The following is a 14,148-nucleotide window of genomic DNA, read 5'->3' on the forward strand; positions in this document are numbered from 1 at the left end:
AGGTTTTTAAGAGTTGGATTTAAAGCGAACTCTCGAAAAAATCCGCCAACAACAGGCAGGAATGCAGACTCTTAATGTTTGGTAAGGTTTTTAGTAAGGACTTCAGTCATTGAGGTTGAAAGTCCTTGCTGCGAACAAGTTTTTACGGTTTAATTAAATTTGGTCGGGATTTGCGATAGTTGGCAAGTATTCTTTTTGGTTTAAAAACGATCGAGTCAATTAACGGAATTCCAGTGACGGCTAGAGATGTCATTATCGTTCCTCCTACAACTAATATTTCTCTGGGTTCAACCCATTCTAAGTGAGATTTTAAGTTTAAATAGTTTAGAAATGCTACTGACAAAGTCATACAAAATCCGGCAGTGAGAAAAGCTCTTTTGGTAGCATCTACTTCAAGAACTTGTCTGGCTATCTGCTCGTCAATCTGCTTGTTAAATACCGAATTGACTATCTTGTAAATCAGGGATGCCAGCGCTAGAATCAAGAAGACTCTAACGGTAGAAGCATACAAGGAAAATGATAAAAGCAGCATAATAACTGCTGCTATCGTAATATTTTCGATTGTAACATTCGTAATCCTTCCTCCTAGTATTAAGGCTCCAAGTAAAGTTACTGCTAGCGAAACCAGCACTGACCCAGCATACACAAAACTTATTAATTGATTATCGATCGTCCCCTTCCCGATATCTAAAAGAATACTGGTTAATATGCTGCTAATAAAATTAAAAAAAATCAATCCTATTAACCCTCCACATAAAGCTAGAAACCAATTAAAATCATATTTGTTTGATTGGGCTGTAATGGCGAGTTCGGCGACTAAAAATCCCAATAAGCCACTCGTAAAACAGATGGGAAGCATGATAGTAGTAGTCCCAGAATACAAAGAGATGTCAACCACCGGATAGACGAAACTATAATCAATCCAGTCAAATATGAAAAATGTTAACAGCAAACAGCACATAAAAGTTGCTAATATTAAACAGAACATAAAAATCAGCCTGAATACTGACAAAAAATTAGTTTTTTGCGGTACGGGCAGCGGGGCTGTTGTAGCTTGCAATTCTATTGTATGAGTTTCGGGTTCAGAATTAGCGCGCAAGATGATTTGGCGGTTGTAAGTTTGACTTGCCAGCAATTTGCTCGTATCGACTGCGATTGTACACTGGATATAATTGCTTTCAAATGCCTGCGGTTCAAAGGAGATCCAAGAGTGGTCGTAGGGCGTGTGGGGCGGATCGTTCGGATGTGGCGCGACTTCCCACCTGCCACAAAGCATTGTATCGGGAATTGGGTTGCTAATGGCAATAGTTTGTGTTAAGGTTTCTCCATATTCAGTAGCTGTGAATTGAAGGCGATCGCGCTCAATTCTCACTTTCGGCAAGCTGCTGACATCCAAAGATTCTAGCGCAGTTAAAGCATCCGCAGCCGATGGAAATCTGTCTTGCAATCTCGGCGCTACCATCCTCTCCAACCAATTCATCCAACCCTGCTGCAATGGCGGTACTAAATGCCGGAAATGAATGCCATAATTGGCATCAACTAAATTACCGACATCCGCGGATTTCGTACCAGTTAACAAGCAAATCAGCGTTATCCCCAAGCCGTAAAGGTCGGAGGCTTTTGTTAATTTTCGGTTGAACATTTGTTCCGGCGGCATGAATCCCATCGTGCCTTTGACGACGCTGCTGGCGGCGATATTTCCACCTCCTAGCCGAGCAAAACCGAAGTCTACTAAATAAACATTTAGTTCGTCATCTATTAACAAGTTTTCTGGCTTAATGTCGCGGTGAATTATCGGCGGTTTCTGAGATTGCAGGTTAACTAAAATCTCTAAAGTTGCGATCGCAATTTGCTTGATATCCGGCGGGGAAAAAGTCCGCGCGACAGCAGATTCGGCATTTTTGTATTCCTGCACCATGCAGAAACCGCTGTCAGTTTGAAAAGAATCGAGATAGCGGGGAATGCCCGGAAAATCCAGATTTTGCAAAACTTTAATTTCTTGTTCGTAAGCTTCGTATTCTGCCCAGCTAGCACCTAATTGGGCAAATTGAAATTGCTTAATTACAACGGATTTTTTTGTGTTAATTTTTGTGCCAAGATAGGTGACGCGGCCGCCCAAACTGTTGTATCCGAGTTCGCGACTTATTTGATAGCCATGTTTGGAAAAGTCTGGAAAAGCGTTCATAGGTAATTACTATGGTTGGTAGTAAGGACTAAAGTCCTGAAGCCGTTATCTTATAAGGACTAAAGTCCTTACTACGAACGAAACGATCGCTCTTACAAACATAACTTTTTTGAAAAAAGGCGGCAAGTGCGGTATGATGTGACTTCGCGATCGGTTCTAGCGAGGAGCAGCCGCTAGAGGAAACGGGGAAAGTTCGGTGCAAGTCCGGCGCTGTCCCGCAACTGTAATGAAACCGTTGTGGTTTCTCAAGTCAGAATGCCCGCCGATATCTAACTCACTTTTGAACGCATCTGCGAGGTACGGATGATGGATGGAATTAACACGGCTGTACGCACAAAGCACAGTCTGTTTGTTTGCACTGCTTGCGCTAGTGTTTGGAAAAACGGCAAGCGCGAAGGTAAAAGCGGCGGTCAACAATTTATGGAAGACTTATCGAAACTCGCTAAAGATTGGGAGTTTTCTGATAAGTTTGAGATTCAAGAGGTTGAGTGCATGAGTGCTTGCAGTCACTCTTGTGCGGTGTCTTTTGCTGCTGTTGGAAAGTACACTTATCTGTTTGGCGATTTACCAGCAAATGAGTCGGAAAGCGTCGCGGCGGTACTCGAATGCGCGGGTCAATACTATGCCAAACCGGACGGTTTGTTGCCGTGGTCTGAGCGTCCTCCAGCTCTGAAAAAAGGTGTTTTAGCAAAGATTCCACCGCTGGCAAATTAGAGCCTTTCTCGTTACCATGCTCTGCCCATTGGTGACTACTTAACGTCAAACCGATCGTCTCTCTTGTTTTTATCGAAATCTAGATCCCCCCTAACCAAGGGCGGGCACGGGGGCACCGCCCCTACTAAGGGGGGGACAAGAAATATTCTCAAAGTCCCCCTTCTTAAGGGGGATTTAGGGGGATCTAGACTTCGCTTAAAAGCGACTTTTATTGTAGATTTCAGTCTTAAGTTGTCACCTACGATCTCGGTCTGGTAACACATATGCAGAGGCTCTGCCTCGTATTAAAAGCGCTCCTTTATTCCAGCGAGGCAGAGCCTCTAGATTAGCATTCCCAGGCAGAGCCTGGGAACGAGATGTCCCATCACCAAATAAGCACAAAATTATCAATGCACAAAATTCCTGTTACTGTCATCACTGGTTTTCTTGGTAGCGGCAAAACTACCTTAATTCGCCACTTATTGCAAAATAATCAAGGTCGCCGCATTGCTGTTCTGGTTAACGAATTTGGCGAAATCGGAATTGACGGAGAACTGCTGCGCGATTGCCAAGTTTGCGACGAAGAAGAAAATGTCAGCAGCAATATTGTAGAACTAACAAATGGTTGTCTTTGCTGCACTGTTCAAGAGGAATTCTTGCCGACTATGCAGAAATTGTTGAAGCGCAGAGAACAAATTGATTGTATTTTAATTGAGACTTCTGGCCTCGCACTTCCTAAACCTTTAATTCAAGCTTTTCGCTGGCCGGAAATTCGCACCGGTGCTACAGTAGACGGTGTTGTTGCTGTTGTCGATTGCGAAGCTATTGCTAGCGGTAGTTTTGTCGGTGATATCGATGCTTTGATGGCACAGCGACAAGCTGATGATAGTTTAGATCACGAAACTCCGATCGAGGAATTGTTTGAAGACCAGTTAGCCTGTGCCGATATGGTACTTTTAACGAAGGTCGATCGCGTAAACGAAGAAACTCAACAGAAAGTTCAAACCTGGTTGCAGCAAGAGTTGCGTCCGAGTGTGAAAATTGTGCCTTGCAAGGGTGGCGAAATTAACCCTGATGTGCTAATGGGATTTAATGCGGCGGTTGAGGATGATTTGGAGTCTCGTCCGAGTCACCACGACACGGAAGAGGAACATGAACACGATGATGATATTAACTCGACTTTCTTTATTGCCGATCGCGAGTTTGAACCTGAAGCTTTGGTGAAAAAACTGCAATCCTTGATGCAGCAGGAGGAAATCTATCGGATTAAAGGGTTTGTGGCGGTTCCCAAGAAACCGATGAGGATGGTGTTGCAAGGTGTCGGGGAGCGCATAGAATATTTTTACGATCGCCCTTGGCAACCTTCGGAACTCCGCCAAACCAAGCTGGTGATTATTGGTAGAGAGTTGGAGCGCGATCGAATTGCAGCTATAATTAACAACTAATTGTCATCTGAGAGGGGCGGGTTTATCGATATTTTGAATTGCAGCAAATATTATTGGTAAAACTCGCCCCTACAAGCTCTGACGAACAATTTATTAACATTATTTAATATTGTGGTCACTCCCAGCAGGTCTGGTGTAAAATAGCGATAATGGTTATCATTGTACAATAAACGAGGTCAAGTATGGTGACTGCTGGGGCGATCGAATCAGTTCCTGTTACCGTTCTCACAGGCTATCTGGGTGCAGGCAAAACTACGCTACTGAATCACATTTTAACACAGGAACACGGCAAAAAAGTTGCAGTGATCGTCAACGAATTCGGCGAAGTAGGCATCGACAACCAACTAATTATCGATGCCGACGAAGAAATTTTTGAGATGAACAATGGCTGCATTTGCTGTACAGTCCGAGGCGACTTAATTCGGATTATCAACAACTTGATGAAGCGGCGCGACAAATTCGACCACATAGTCATCGAAACCACAGGTTTAGCAGACCCCGCACCCGTAATTCAGACATTCTTTGTAGACGAAGATATGCGGGACAAATTGCTGCTAGATGCAGTTGTCACCGTAGTCGATGCCAAGCACATCTGGCAGCACTGGGACTCAGACGAAGCTCAAGAACAAATTGCTTTTGCTGATGTAGTTTTGCTCAACAAAACAGATTTAGTGAGTGACGAAGAATTGGCAGAATTAGAAAAGCGAATTCGCGCCATGAATGCAATGGCAAAAATTCACCGAACCCGCAATGCTGAATTACAAATGGATGCTTTGTTGGGCGTTAAAGCATTTGATTTGAACCGCGCATTAGACATCGAACCCGACTTTTTGGGCGAGCACACTCACGAACACGACGAAACAGTTACCTCCGTAGCAATAGTAGAATCCGGCGCTATTGACCGCAACAAATTCAGCGATTGGATGGAGGAATTGTTGCGGACTCAAGGGCCAAATATCTTTCGGACAAAAGGAATTTTGAATGTCGCCGGAGACAACCAGCGATTTGTTTTCCAAGGAGTACACATGGTGTTCGATGGCCGGCCGGATAGGCCTTGGAAAGCCACCGAAACTCCGAAAAATGAACTCGTATTCATCGGCCGTAACTTAAACGAAAATCAATTGCGAGAGGATTTCCGTCGGTGTCTAGTTTAAAAAGTAGCGAACAAACCCTGGAATTTCACGCCAAAGCAATGCTGTCTGACTACGTAACTGCTGTTACTTGGTCGCCGGATGGTACAAGTTTAGCAGTCTGTTCTGCTGCGGGGGAAGTGATGCTGGCGGAAGTAGGGGAAGTTAATGAATTGTCCTTGCAAACACTACAAAGTGCCACGGGTAAGTCAGCCGATTGTTTGTCTTTTTCCCGCGACAGTCAATTCCTAGCTGCTGGCGGACAAGATGGAAAAGTGCGAATTTGGCGCGTTAATTCTGGGGAATTAATTGCTGATTTGGATAACCAGCGTGTCTGGGTTGATAAGTTAGCTTGGAGTCCCAACTGCAACCAGTTAGCTTTCAGTATTGGCCGCTACGTTCAAGTCTGGAATGCTGAGGATAATGTTGTTGAAGTAACGCTGAATTTCGAGTCATCATCTATCCTCGATTTAGCATGGCATCCGATGGTTCAATATCTGGCAGTTAGCGGCTATCAAGGCGTCAAAGTTTGGCATGGCGAAGACTGGGACGAAGACCCGGAAATTTTATCAGTACCCTCTGCAACCGGTGCAATTGCTTGGTCGCCACAAGGAGAATATTTAGCTTGTGGCAATATGGACAATACTCTCATTGTTAATGAATGGGGAAATTTTGAACCGTGGGTAATGCAGGGTTTTCCGGGGAAAGTTCGGGAGTTAGCTTGGTCGGATAAAACTAATTCTTTGGGTGCACCTTTGTTAGCTGCTTCGAGCTCTCAAGGCATTTCCGTCTGGGAAAGAGACGCTGATGAAAGTGTCGGTTGGGATTCTTGGGCGTTAGAGGTGCATGAAAATGTGGTAAATGCGATCGCCTTTCAACCTAACACATTTTTATTAGCTTCCGCCGCTGCTGACGGTCAAGTTTGTTTGTGGGAGGAAGCAGCACAATTGCTGCAAATTCTAGAAGGTGCAGAGGGCGGTTTTTCCTGTCTCGCATGGCATCCCGATGGTCAATTTCTGGCGGCCTGCGGCTGTGGTGGCGAATTGCTGGTTTGGTCGAAATCTATGCGAGGCAAGGGGTTCGGGCGGCGCTAAGTTCCATGACGGCCGATCGCACCGGTGCTGCAAAGATGTAGACAATTGAAAACTTGCACTTTACTGAAGGCTAGATTAATATAACATTTTAGTGGCTGCATTATCCTTAAGGGCGATCGACAATTATGACCCAACAGCAATTTCTCGAACAAATCAACACGATTCTTGACCAAAACCACCTGCTGAAACACCCGTTCTACCAAATGTGGAACGAAGGTAAACTCGACCTCGCAATACTGCAAGAGTACGCCAAAGAATACTATCTGCAAGTCCACAACTTCCCCACCTATGTCAGCGCTACGCACGCCGCCTGTGACGACATCAAAATTCGTCAAATGCTCCTCGAAAACCTGATAGAAGAAGAGAGAGGCGCTGCTAATCACCCTGAACTGTGGCTGCGCTTTGCCGAAGGTTTGGGTTTAGACAGAAATGCAGTTATCGATCACGAACACTTAGAAAAAACCAGCGAATCCGTTCGCATTCTCAAAGACTTAGCGCGCAGCGAATCACCCGTCAAAGGTTTAGCAGCCCTTTACGCTTACGAAGCGCAAATCCCCGAAGTTTCTACAACCAAAATCGCTGGTTTGAAGGAATTTTACGGCATCGATTCCGAAGCTGCTTTGTCTTTCTTTAAAGTCCACGAAAAAGCCGACGAGTTCCACTCGGAAGCTACCCGCGAAGCGCTGTTAGAGCTTTGCCAAACTGAAGAAGCAAAACAGGAAGCGCTGTTAGCCACCGAGAAAGCAACTTTGGCTATCAACTTACTGCTTGATGGGGTTTATGAAACCTATTGTCAAGCTAAGTGCATCTAGTTAAGTTAAGGGCAGGTTTTGTACATAAATTATCTGTGAATACAAAAGTTTATTAGCTAAACCTGCCCCTACCAATGAACGAATAATTTGTAGGGGCGGGTTTAGCCAAGGATTTTGACACTCGCCAACAATCTCGGTACAAAACCCGCCCTCCCTCACAGCCCCTACCAATGATTAATTGTGCGTATAGTTAGGTAGAAAAAACGCATAATTTGTAGGGCGGGTTTAGCCAAGGATTTTGACACTCGCCAACAATCTCAGAACAAAACCCGCCCTCCCTCACCAACAATCTCGGTACTCACTCTCCTTTCTTTCTAGTCAAAATTCCTTGACTGGGACTGAACAGCAAAGCTACTAAAAATAATCCAAAAACAACCAACACAATTGCCGCACCCGACGGCATATTCCAATAATAGCTGAGATACATCCCCGTCACACTAGCTGTAATTCCAATAATTGCTGCCCATCCCATCATTAAATGCAGCTCTTTTACCAACAAATATGCCGTAATTCCCGGCCCGATTAACAGCGAAATTACTAACAGCGCCCCCACAGTTTGCAAACTCGCAACAATCGTCAGCGTAATCGCCGAAATCATCCCCAAATAAATCCAGTTTACAGGCAAACCGCAGGCTTGCGCGCCCAACGGGTCAAAAGTATAGAATAGCAGTTCTTTGTAAAAGAGTTTAACCGCGACCAAAATAATCACAGTTATGACAAAAGTCTGCTGCACATCAGTCGGTGCAACTGACAAGATATTGCCGAATAAAAACCCATCTAAGTCTAATTTTGTAGTCCGCAAAAGGCTAATCAGCGTGACGCTAATTGCTAAAAATGTAGACAAAATTAATGCCATAATTGCATCAATTTTAAGGCGCGATTGCGATTGAATCCACGCCATAATTACCGCGCTGATAATTCCTGATATAAAGGCGCCGAGCGAAATATTGAAACCTAAAGAAAAAGCCACCGGCAATCCTGCTAATACTGAATGGGCTATCATGTCAACCATCATTCCCATTTGCTGTACAATTAAGTAGGAGCCAACCACGGCGCAGAGAATTCCTAGCAAAATGCCGACGGCGATCGCATTTCGCATGAACTCGAATTGTAGTGGCTCAATTAGTAGGTTTAACATTTATAGAAGAAGGAAGTTCGGCAATGAGCAATGTACGGGATTTAACGGATGTTCGGCAACGGATTTAGCTGTTGTGTCGCCATTGAAAAATTATCAAGGGAAATCGACAATTTCGTAGCGACGCACCCTACGGTGAGAATAATCCCATTTTGCTTAGGCTGAAACTAAACTTAAATCGTATCCATAGGCTTTTTGAATATTGGCGGCGGTGAGAACTTCTCGGCTGGAACCAACGGCAATTAAATGCTTATTTAACAACAATAAATTGTCGTATTTTTTTAAAGTTTCGCCTAAATCGTGACTAATTACTAGCAATGTTTTATTTTCGGCTTTGAGTTCGGCAAAAATATCGAATATAATCTCTTCTGTTGCTTTGTCGATCGCACTAAAGGGCTCGTCGAAGAAGAATAAGTCGGCTTGTTGGGCGATCGACCTTGCTAAGAAAATCCGCTGCTGCTGTCCGCCGGAGAGTTCGCCAATTTGCCGATCGCGCAAATCCCACATTCCCACCCGCAGCAAAGCCGCTTTGACCAATTCTTGGGACTGCTTCGAGGGTGATCGAAACCAACCAGTCTGGACAGTCCGCGCCATCATCACCGCGTTTTGCACAGTAATCGGATAATCCCAGTCAATTTGTGATCGCTGCGGCACATAGGCCACCCGCGACAACTGTTCCTTCAACAACCGCCCCTGATATTTTACCAAACCCCGACACGCCGGAATCAATCCCAGCATCGCTTTCACCATCGTGCTTTTCCCCGCGCCGTTGGGGCCGAATACACCGGTTAATTGTCCGGGTTCTAACTGGAAATTCACGCTGTTAAGGGCCGAAATTCCTCGATAATTCACAGCCAAGTCTTGCACTTCTAACATAATTCCCGATTTTGAGAACGATTCTTGTTCGTAGCTACTACAATAGGATAACTCGAAAAAGCAATAACGATTATCGTTCCAAAGGTGAAATGTTAAAAAAATTGTCTGGAAAAACTGGCAGATTTTGCAGTACGGCTGTTTTGGCGATGGGTTTCGGACTGGTTGGGTGCACTTCCGCCCCCAAACCCAGCAATTCCACGCCCCAGAGTCCCAGCGCCACTCAAACTCAAGTGAGTCCCGTGGCTAACTTACCGAAAGTCGTCGCCACGACTGGTGTGATCTGCGATATTACTAAGGAAATTGCCCAAAGCTCGATCGACACCACCTGTCTAATCAAGCCCGGAGAAGACCCCCACGCCTACCAAACCAAGCCGGAAGACAGTAAAGCGATTGAAACAGCAAATTTGATTTTATACGCCGGCTACGACCACGAACCCAGCATCATTAAATTAATTAAATCCAGCAGTAATTCCGCACCCAAAATCGCCGTACACGAACTCGCCGTTCCCAAACCTCTAATGGGCGAACACGAACACGGCGAAGAGAAAGCGGAAGACAAACCCCATGCAGCAGGCGAAAAAGTTCCTGATCCTCACGTTTGGCACAACGCTCAAAATGGTGTATGGATGGTAGAAACAATTCGCGACGAATTGATCAAAGTTGCTCCAACTAATGCTCAACTCTATACCACAAATGCCACGAAATTAACCAATGATTTAGCAAAAATAGATAATTGGATCAAAGCACAAATAGCGACAATTCCTGCGGAGAAACGCAAATTAGTCACAACTCACGATGCACTGAGTTACTATGCCGATGCTTACGGTTTAGAGGTTGCTGGAGCTTTGCAGGGAGTCACAACAGAAGAACAGCCCACAGCCGCCAGAATTGCCGAATTGTCATCACAAATTAAGACTGCAGGAGTGCCGACAATTTTTGCCGAAACTACAACTAATCCGAAGTTGATGGAGACTGTGGCGAGGGAGGCAAATGTCGAAATTTCCGACAAGGAACTTTATAGCGACGAGTTGGGCGGCCCAGGTACCGGTGCTGATACATATCAGGGAATGCTGAAAACTAATACTTGCGCGATTACTTCAGGCCTCGGCGGAAATTGTACTCCGTTTGCAGGAGAAGCAACACCAACTCCGAAACCATAGAAAAAGTCGGCGGTTGAAACTGCGGCTAGACAAACAAAAACCGCCTCCGCGGTTTGAAGACAGGGCGGTTAAAATTATATTATTTTCTTCAGTCCGCGTCGGCGGACTTCGTTTTTATAGGCGCGGTTTCAACCGCCGTCTTATCTACGTTTGGCTGCGATGACTTTAAGGTGAATTTTCCTCCTCGGTACTGGGGGGTTTTTGGCCAATTCCCAATTGCTTCTTAGAGGATTTTAAGTCTTTCCAAAGCATCTTAATATCTTTATAGGCTTTCTCAGCGCTAATTTTCCCCCCAGTTTCCAGCGAGCAAATATAAGTTATTTTTTGAGCAAACTCCTGCAAGTTGGCATTAAACGCCAAGTTTTCTGGCGTGAAATCACCGTAGTAGCGATTGCGAGGATGTAAAAAATCTTCCCGCTCTTTCATTGCCCCCTCCTAATTAAACTTTTGGTATTCAACTTTTGGTTTGGTCTCTGCTGTAAATAGCACTATTTGTACTCAGTATCGCGGCGCTAACTTGCTTCTATTGTATTGCGTAAGTAGCAATTGTGCTTTTTCGCTTTGTATTTAGTCTATTAATGCAGTCTTAACCTTAAGTTAGCTTTATTTTAACTTTTCTTTAACCTAAAAGCAAAAAAATTGGGAAATGCGCGGTTCGCATCTCCCTTTGGATATATTTTGCAGTTGGTGATTAACCTTTTCTGAAGCCGAATGTTTATTTGTGGCACTCGCAGCCGGCGTGGCCGCAGCCTTGGCCGTTGGGGTGGCCCTCAGCGCAAGCACTGGAACAGTATGTTTTGCCGTCTTTTTCAATGGCTGCACTGACGTTGACAACGCACGAGCATGAAGGACAGGCACATTTGGTTTGGGTGGCGGTAGTCATTTTAGATTCTCCTGGTGGGGTTGTTTGTCTCTACTAATATCTGAACATATATTCAGATGTATGTCAAGGGAATGTAAAAGTTTTGTTACAAAAGGTTTGTCGATCGCACTAAAATGAAAATGAGAATTAAAACTAGCCGGGAAAAGATGTCACCTAACTCTGCTGTTAATGGAGCGATAAGTCAGTCTCACGAACAAAACGATACACCAACGTGCGAGCCATCGCACCTAGTTGACTGTTTGCGGGCCGGGGACATCCAAACACAAGTTCTCAACACCGCAAAAGCCCAGCGGATGGCAGAGTTTTTCAGTCTTTTGGGAGATGCGAACCGCCTGCGGCTGCTGTCTGTTTTGGCCAAACAAGAACTGTGCGTGTGTGACTTGGCTGCAGCGTTGAGTATGAGCGAGTCAGCAGTATCGCATCAGTTGCGGGCATTGCGGGCGATGCGGTTGGTAAGTTACCGCAAGGTTGGGAGACAAGTTTTTTATAGTTTACTCGATCGCCACGTTTTGGAACTTTACCAAGCAGTCGCCGAACACTTAGACGAAGAATAATCTTTTGGGCATTGGGCATTGGTAATGGATTTAAAATTTTGTAGGGGCTGGTTTTACCAATAATCTCGGCCTAAGACCAATAATCTCGTAAACCCGCCCCCACCCAACTAGATATTAATCTTGGACGGTGTGGCCCGTAGCAACAACCGCCTGTGAAATTGACTCTTCAGAAGCTTGAGCTTCTACTGTAACAGTCTTAGCTGCGACATCCACATTCACAGTAGCATCGGAGTCAACAGTTTTGATGGCTTTGGTAATTGTATCAGCGCAGCCAGAGCAAACGATCGAGGGAACGTTAAGTAGTATTGCCATAATTCAGCAAAATTTCGTAGATGACAGTATTATTTTTTATTTTAATCTAAATTCGTGAAACACGCGCTTTTCACGATTTCGGCAGGGGTTTAAACCCCTGCCTCAAAGCTCAAGTCGGTTTTAACCGACTTGAGAGTTTGACGTTAAAAGTTATAGATTATTTCCTACCAATATCACTTCAAACTTAATACCTCTGAAGGCACATTAATATCGGGTATGCGGCGCCCAACGGCGGCGGCTACAGGCCGCAAACTCGCAACTAAATCTACCATATCTGGTAAAGAAAGAGCTTGCCGCGCGTCAGAAACCGATTTTTCGGGTTGCGGGTGACACTCAATAATTAATCCGTCTGCACCGCAAGCAACCGCTGCTTTGGCTAGTGGTGCGACTAATTCTCGCTTGCCGACGGCGTGAGAAGGGTCTACAATTACTGGCAAATGAGTTAACTGTTTCAGCGCTACGACTGCACCTAAATCTAATACGTTTCGCGTGTAATTGTCGAAGCTGCGGATGCCTCTTTCGCAGAGAACTACATGAGGATTTCCGTGGCTGAGAATGTATTCGGCGGCCATCACAAATTCTTCGATTGTGGCTGACAAGCCGCGTTTTAGTAGGACTGGTTTTCCGGCTTGACCGATCGCCTTTAGTAACTCGAAGTTTTGCATATTGCGGCTACCTACTTGCAGCATATCAGCATAGGTGACAACTGGCTCGATTTGGGCGATCGACATTACCTCTGTCACGACGGGTAAACTGTAACGGCGGCTGACATCGGCTAAAATTTCTAGTCCCTCAATTCCCATGCCTTGGAAAGAATAGGGAGATGTGCGAGGTTTGTAGACTCCGCCTCGCAAAGCTTGCACCGATGCGGCGGATAGTTGGCGGGCGACTGTTTCCATTTGGTGGGAACTTTCGACGGTACAGGGGCCGCCGATGATTAATAATTCTGTGCCGCCGACTGAGACTGTTTCTGAGAGTTTGACAATTGTTTGGTGTTCGGGATGAGATTTGGTTACGAGTTTGGCTTCTAACATGAGGGAATTTTCCTGGAAATTTAAGTGGGTGGTTGACAACAAAAAACCCGGAACTTTTAAGGAGTTCCGGGTTGGTGCGAAAAGACAGCACGACAATTTACCCAGAACTCCTGTGGGGCCAAAAATAAAAGCCGTAATACCAGTTACTGAATAATGTCATTGCTGTTTTCGCTTGTGCTCGATTGGTTGTTGGGTAAAGAAGTAGAAAAAACAAAACCGCAGGTGTTAATCTGCGGTTCGCCCGGATGTTCACAGTGAATTGCAAATTCACTCCGGGCGAACTTTGCTGTACCAAAAATAAAAATAGCTGTTGGCTGTGAACTTGGCTGTGAACATGAGTGAAGTGCTGCGATTTGTGGATTAAACACAATACTATTTGACAAGCTAGCACAAGAAGATTTGGATGTCAAGCTATTTTTTGTCAAATGTAGGGAAACGGCAATGGCGTTTAACTCGGCGCGGTTGTCGTTTTTTGGCTATGTCTGTTATTATATCGATATAGGGACAAGCCGATAAGTCCTTATATCGACAAGCGCCCCTATCCGATCGCGCGCCTGTGTGTCAGGCTAGACACATAGACAAATCGATATAGCGATATGGAAACTTTGACTACAAGTAAAACTGTGTCCGTAAAAATCTATCTACCTGAAGAGACAAGAGCCAAGTTCAAAGCATCTTGCGCCATGCGTAGCCTCAGCATGAATGAGGTTCTGTTGGAGTACATCGAAACTTGGTTACAGGAAAACGAACCCGTTTTAGAGCCAAAGCCCCAGCGCGTCAAGACGATCGCCAAAACTGAGGAAACAGACTGATGACCGATCGACTATATCGAATA

General features: G+C 45.1%; 15 protein-coding genes and 1 riboswitch. Of the genes, 8 read left to right on the plus strand and 7 right to left on the minus strand.

The genetic code is table 11. The features are described from left to right. Nucleotides 1–142: 142 nt before the first annotated feature. Complete coding sequence (locus tag QUA58_RS02680; RefSeq protein WP_333392932.1) at nucleotides 143–2,185, minus strand: serine/threonine-protein kinase; 2,043 nt, start codon at nucleotides 2,183–2,185, stop codon at nucleotides 143–145. Between the two features lie 134 nt (nucleotides 2,186–2,319). After that, nucleotides 2,320–2,466, plus strand: a riboswitch (cobalamin riboswitch). 22 nt (nucleotides 2,467–2,488) lie between these two features. On the opposite strand from QUA58_RS02680, the gene QUA58_RS02685 reads away from it, so the two are divergent. From QUA58_RS02685 to QUA58_RS02705, 5 genes are all read left to right on the plus strand, one after another. Further along, nucleotides 2,489–2,899: a DUF1636 domain-containing protein gene (locus QUA58_RS02685; protein WP_333392933.1), complete on the plus strand. Its 411-nt coding sequence runs from the start codon at nucleotides 2,489–2,491 to the stop codon at nucleotides 2,897–2,899. Between the two features lie 389 nt (nucleotides 2,900–3,288). Next, nucleotides 3,289–4,323, plus strand: coding sequence for a cobalamin biosynthesis protein CobW (gene cobW, locus QUA58_RS02690; RefSeq protein ID WP_333392935.1), 1,035 nt, complete (start codon nucleotides 3,289–3,291; stop codon nucleotides 4,321–4,323). Between the two features lie 182 nt (nucleotides 4,324–4,505). Continuing rightward, nucleotides 4,506–5,477 carry a GTP-binding protein gene (locus QUA58_RS02695; RefSeq protein ID WP_333392936.1) on the plus strand — a complete coding sequence of 324 codons (972 nt, stop codon included), beginning with the start codon at nucleotides 4,506–4,508 and terminating at the stop codon, nucleotides 5,475–5,477. Next, complete coding sequence (locus QUA58_RS02700; RefSeq protein WP_333392938.1) at nucleotides 5,465–6,547, plus strand: WD40 repeat domain-containing protein; 1,083 nt, start codon at nucleotides 5,465–5,467, stop codon at nucleotides 6,545–6,547. The genes QUA58_RS02695 and QUA58_RS02700 overlap by 13 nt, the downstream gene beginning before the upstream one ends. Before the next feature lie 125 nt (nucleotides 6,548–6,672). Continuing rightward, nucleotides 6,673–7,359 (plus strand): CADD family putative folate metabolism protein, encoded by a 687-nt coding sequence (locus QUA58_RS02705; RefSeq protein WP_333257153.1) that lies wholly within the window; start codon nucleotides 6,673–6,675, stop codon nucleotides 7,357–7,359. 298 nt (nucleotides 7,360–7,657) lie between these two features. Here the strand turns inward: QUA58_RS02705 and QUA58_RS02710 are convergent, their stop codons facing one another. Together QUA58_RS02710 and QUA58_RS02715 are read right to left on the minus strand one after the other, a co-directional pair. Beyond that, nucleotides 7,658–8,497 carry a metal ABC transporter permease gene (locus QUA58_RS02710; RefSeq protein WP_333257156.1) on the minus strand — a complete coding sequence of 280 codons (840 nt, stop codon included), beginning with the start codon at nucleotides 8,495–8,497 and terminating at the stop codon, nucleotides 7,658–7,660. A gap of 153 nt (nucleotides 8,498–8,650) precedes the next feature. Next, a complete protein-coding gene (locus QUA58_RS02715) occupies nucleotides 8,651–9,370 on the minus strand; it encodes a metal ABC transporter ATP-binding protein (protein ID WP_333257159.1) in 720 nt (239 codons plus the stop codon). Between the two features lie 89 nt (nucleotides 9,371–9,459). Between QUA58_RS02715 and QUA58_RS02720 the strand changes: the two genes are divergently transcribed. After that, on the plus strand, nucleotides 9,460–10,530 hold the full coding sequence (locus QUA58_RS02720) for a metal ABC transporter solute-binding protein, Zn/Mn family (RefSeq protein ID WP_333392939.1): 1,071 nt from the start codon (nucleotides 9,460–9,462) through the stop codon (nucleotides 10,528–10,530). Nucleotides 10,531–10,695: 165 nt separating this feature from the next. Here the strand turns inward: QUA58_RS02720 and QUA58_RS02725 are convergent, their stop codons facing one another. Beyond that, nucleotides 10,696–10,956 carry a DUF7219 family protein gene (locus QUA58_RS02725; RefSeq protein WP_333257163.1) on the minus strand — a complete coding sequence of 87 codons (261 nt, stop codon included), beginning with the start codon at nucleotides 10,954–10,956 and terminating at the stop codon, nucleotides 10,696–10,698. Nucleotides 10,957–11,245: 289 nt separating this feature from the next. Next, the gene (locus QUA58_RS02730) at nucleotides 11,246–11,413 is read right to left on the minus strand and encodes a metallothionein (RefSeq protein ID WP_333257166.1); all 168 of its coding nucleotides are present in this window, start codon (nucleotides 11,411–11,413) and stop codon (nucleotides 11,246–11,248) included. A gap of 146 nt (nucleotides 11,414–11,559) precedes the next feature. Between QUA58_RS02730 and QUA58_RS02735 the strand changes: the two genes are divergently transcribed. Beyond that, nucleotides 11,560–11,967, plus strand: a complete 408-nt coding sequence (locus QUA58_RS02735; RefSeq protein ID WP_333257175.1) for a metalloregulator ArsR/SmtB family transcription factor — start codon at nucleotides 11,560–11,562, stop codon at nucleotides 11,965–11,967. A 114-nt stretch (nucleotides 11,968–12,081) separates the two neighbouring features. Here the strand turns inward: QUA58_RS02735 and QUA58_RS02740 are convergent, their stop codons facing one another. Beyond that, complete coding sequence (locus tag QUA58_RS02740; RefSeq protein WP_190693645.1) at nucleotides 12,082–12,279, minus strand: heavy-metal-associated domain-containing protein; 198 nt, start codon at nucleotides 12,277–12,279, stop codon at nucleotides 12,082–12,084. 173 nt (nucleotides 12,280–12,452) lie between these two features. Then, a complete protein-coding gene (gene aroF / locus QUA58_RS02745; RefSeq protein WP_333392941.1) occupies nucleotides 12,453–13,352 on the minus strand; it encodes a 3-deoxy-7-phosphoheptulonate synthase in 900 nt (299 codons plus the stop codon). Between the two features lie 557 nt (nucleotides 13,353–13,909). On the opposite strand from aroF, the gene QUA58_RS02750 reads away from it, so the two are divergent. Further along, a complete protein-coding gene (locus QUA58_RS02750) occupies nucleotides 13,910–14,125 on the plus strand; it encodes a plasmid partition protein ParG (RefSeq protein WP_333077478.1) in 216 nt (71 codons plus the stop codon). Nucleotides 14,126–14,148: the final 23 nt, after the last annotated feature.

The sequence above is a fragment of the Microcoleus sp. N9_A1 genome (genome assembly GCF_036701795.1).
In the GTDB taxonomy this organism is placed as follows: domain Bacteria; phylum Cyanobacteriota; class Cyanobacteriia; order Cyanobacteriales; family Microcoleaceae; genus Microcoleus.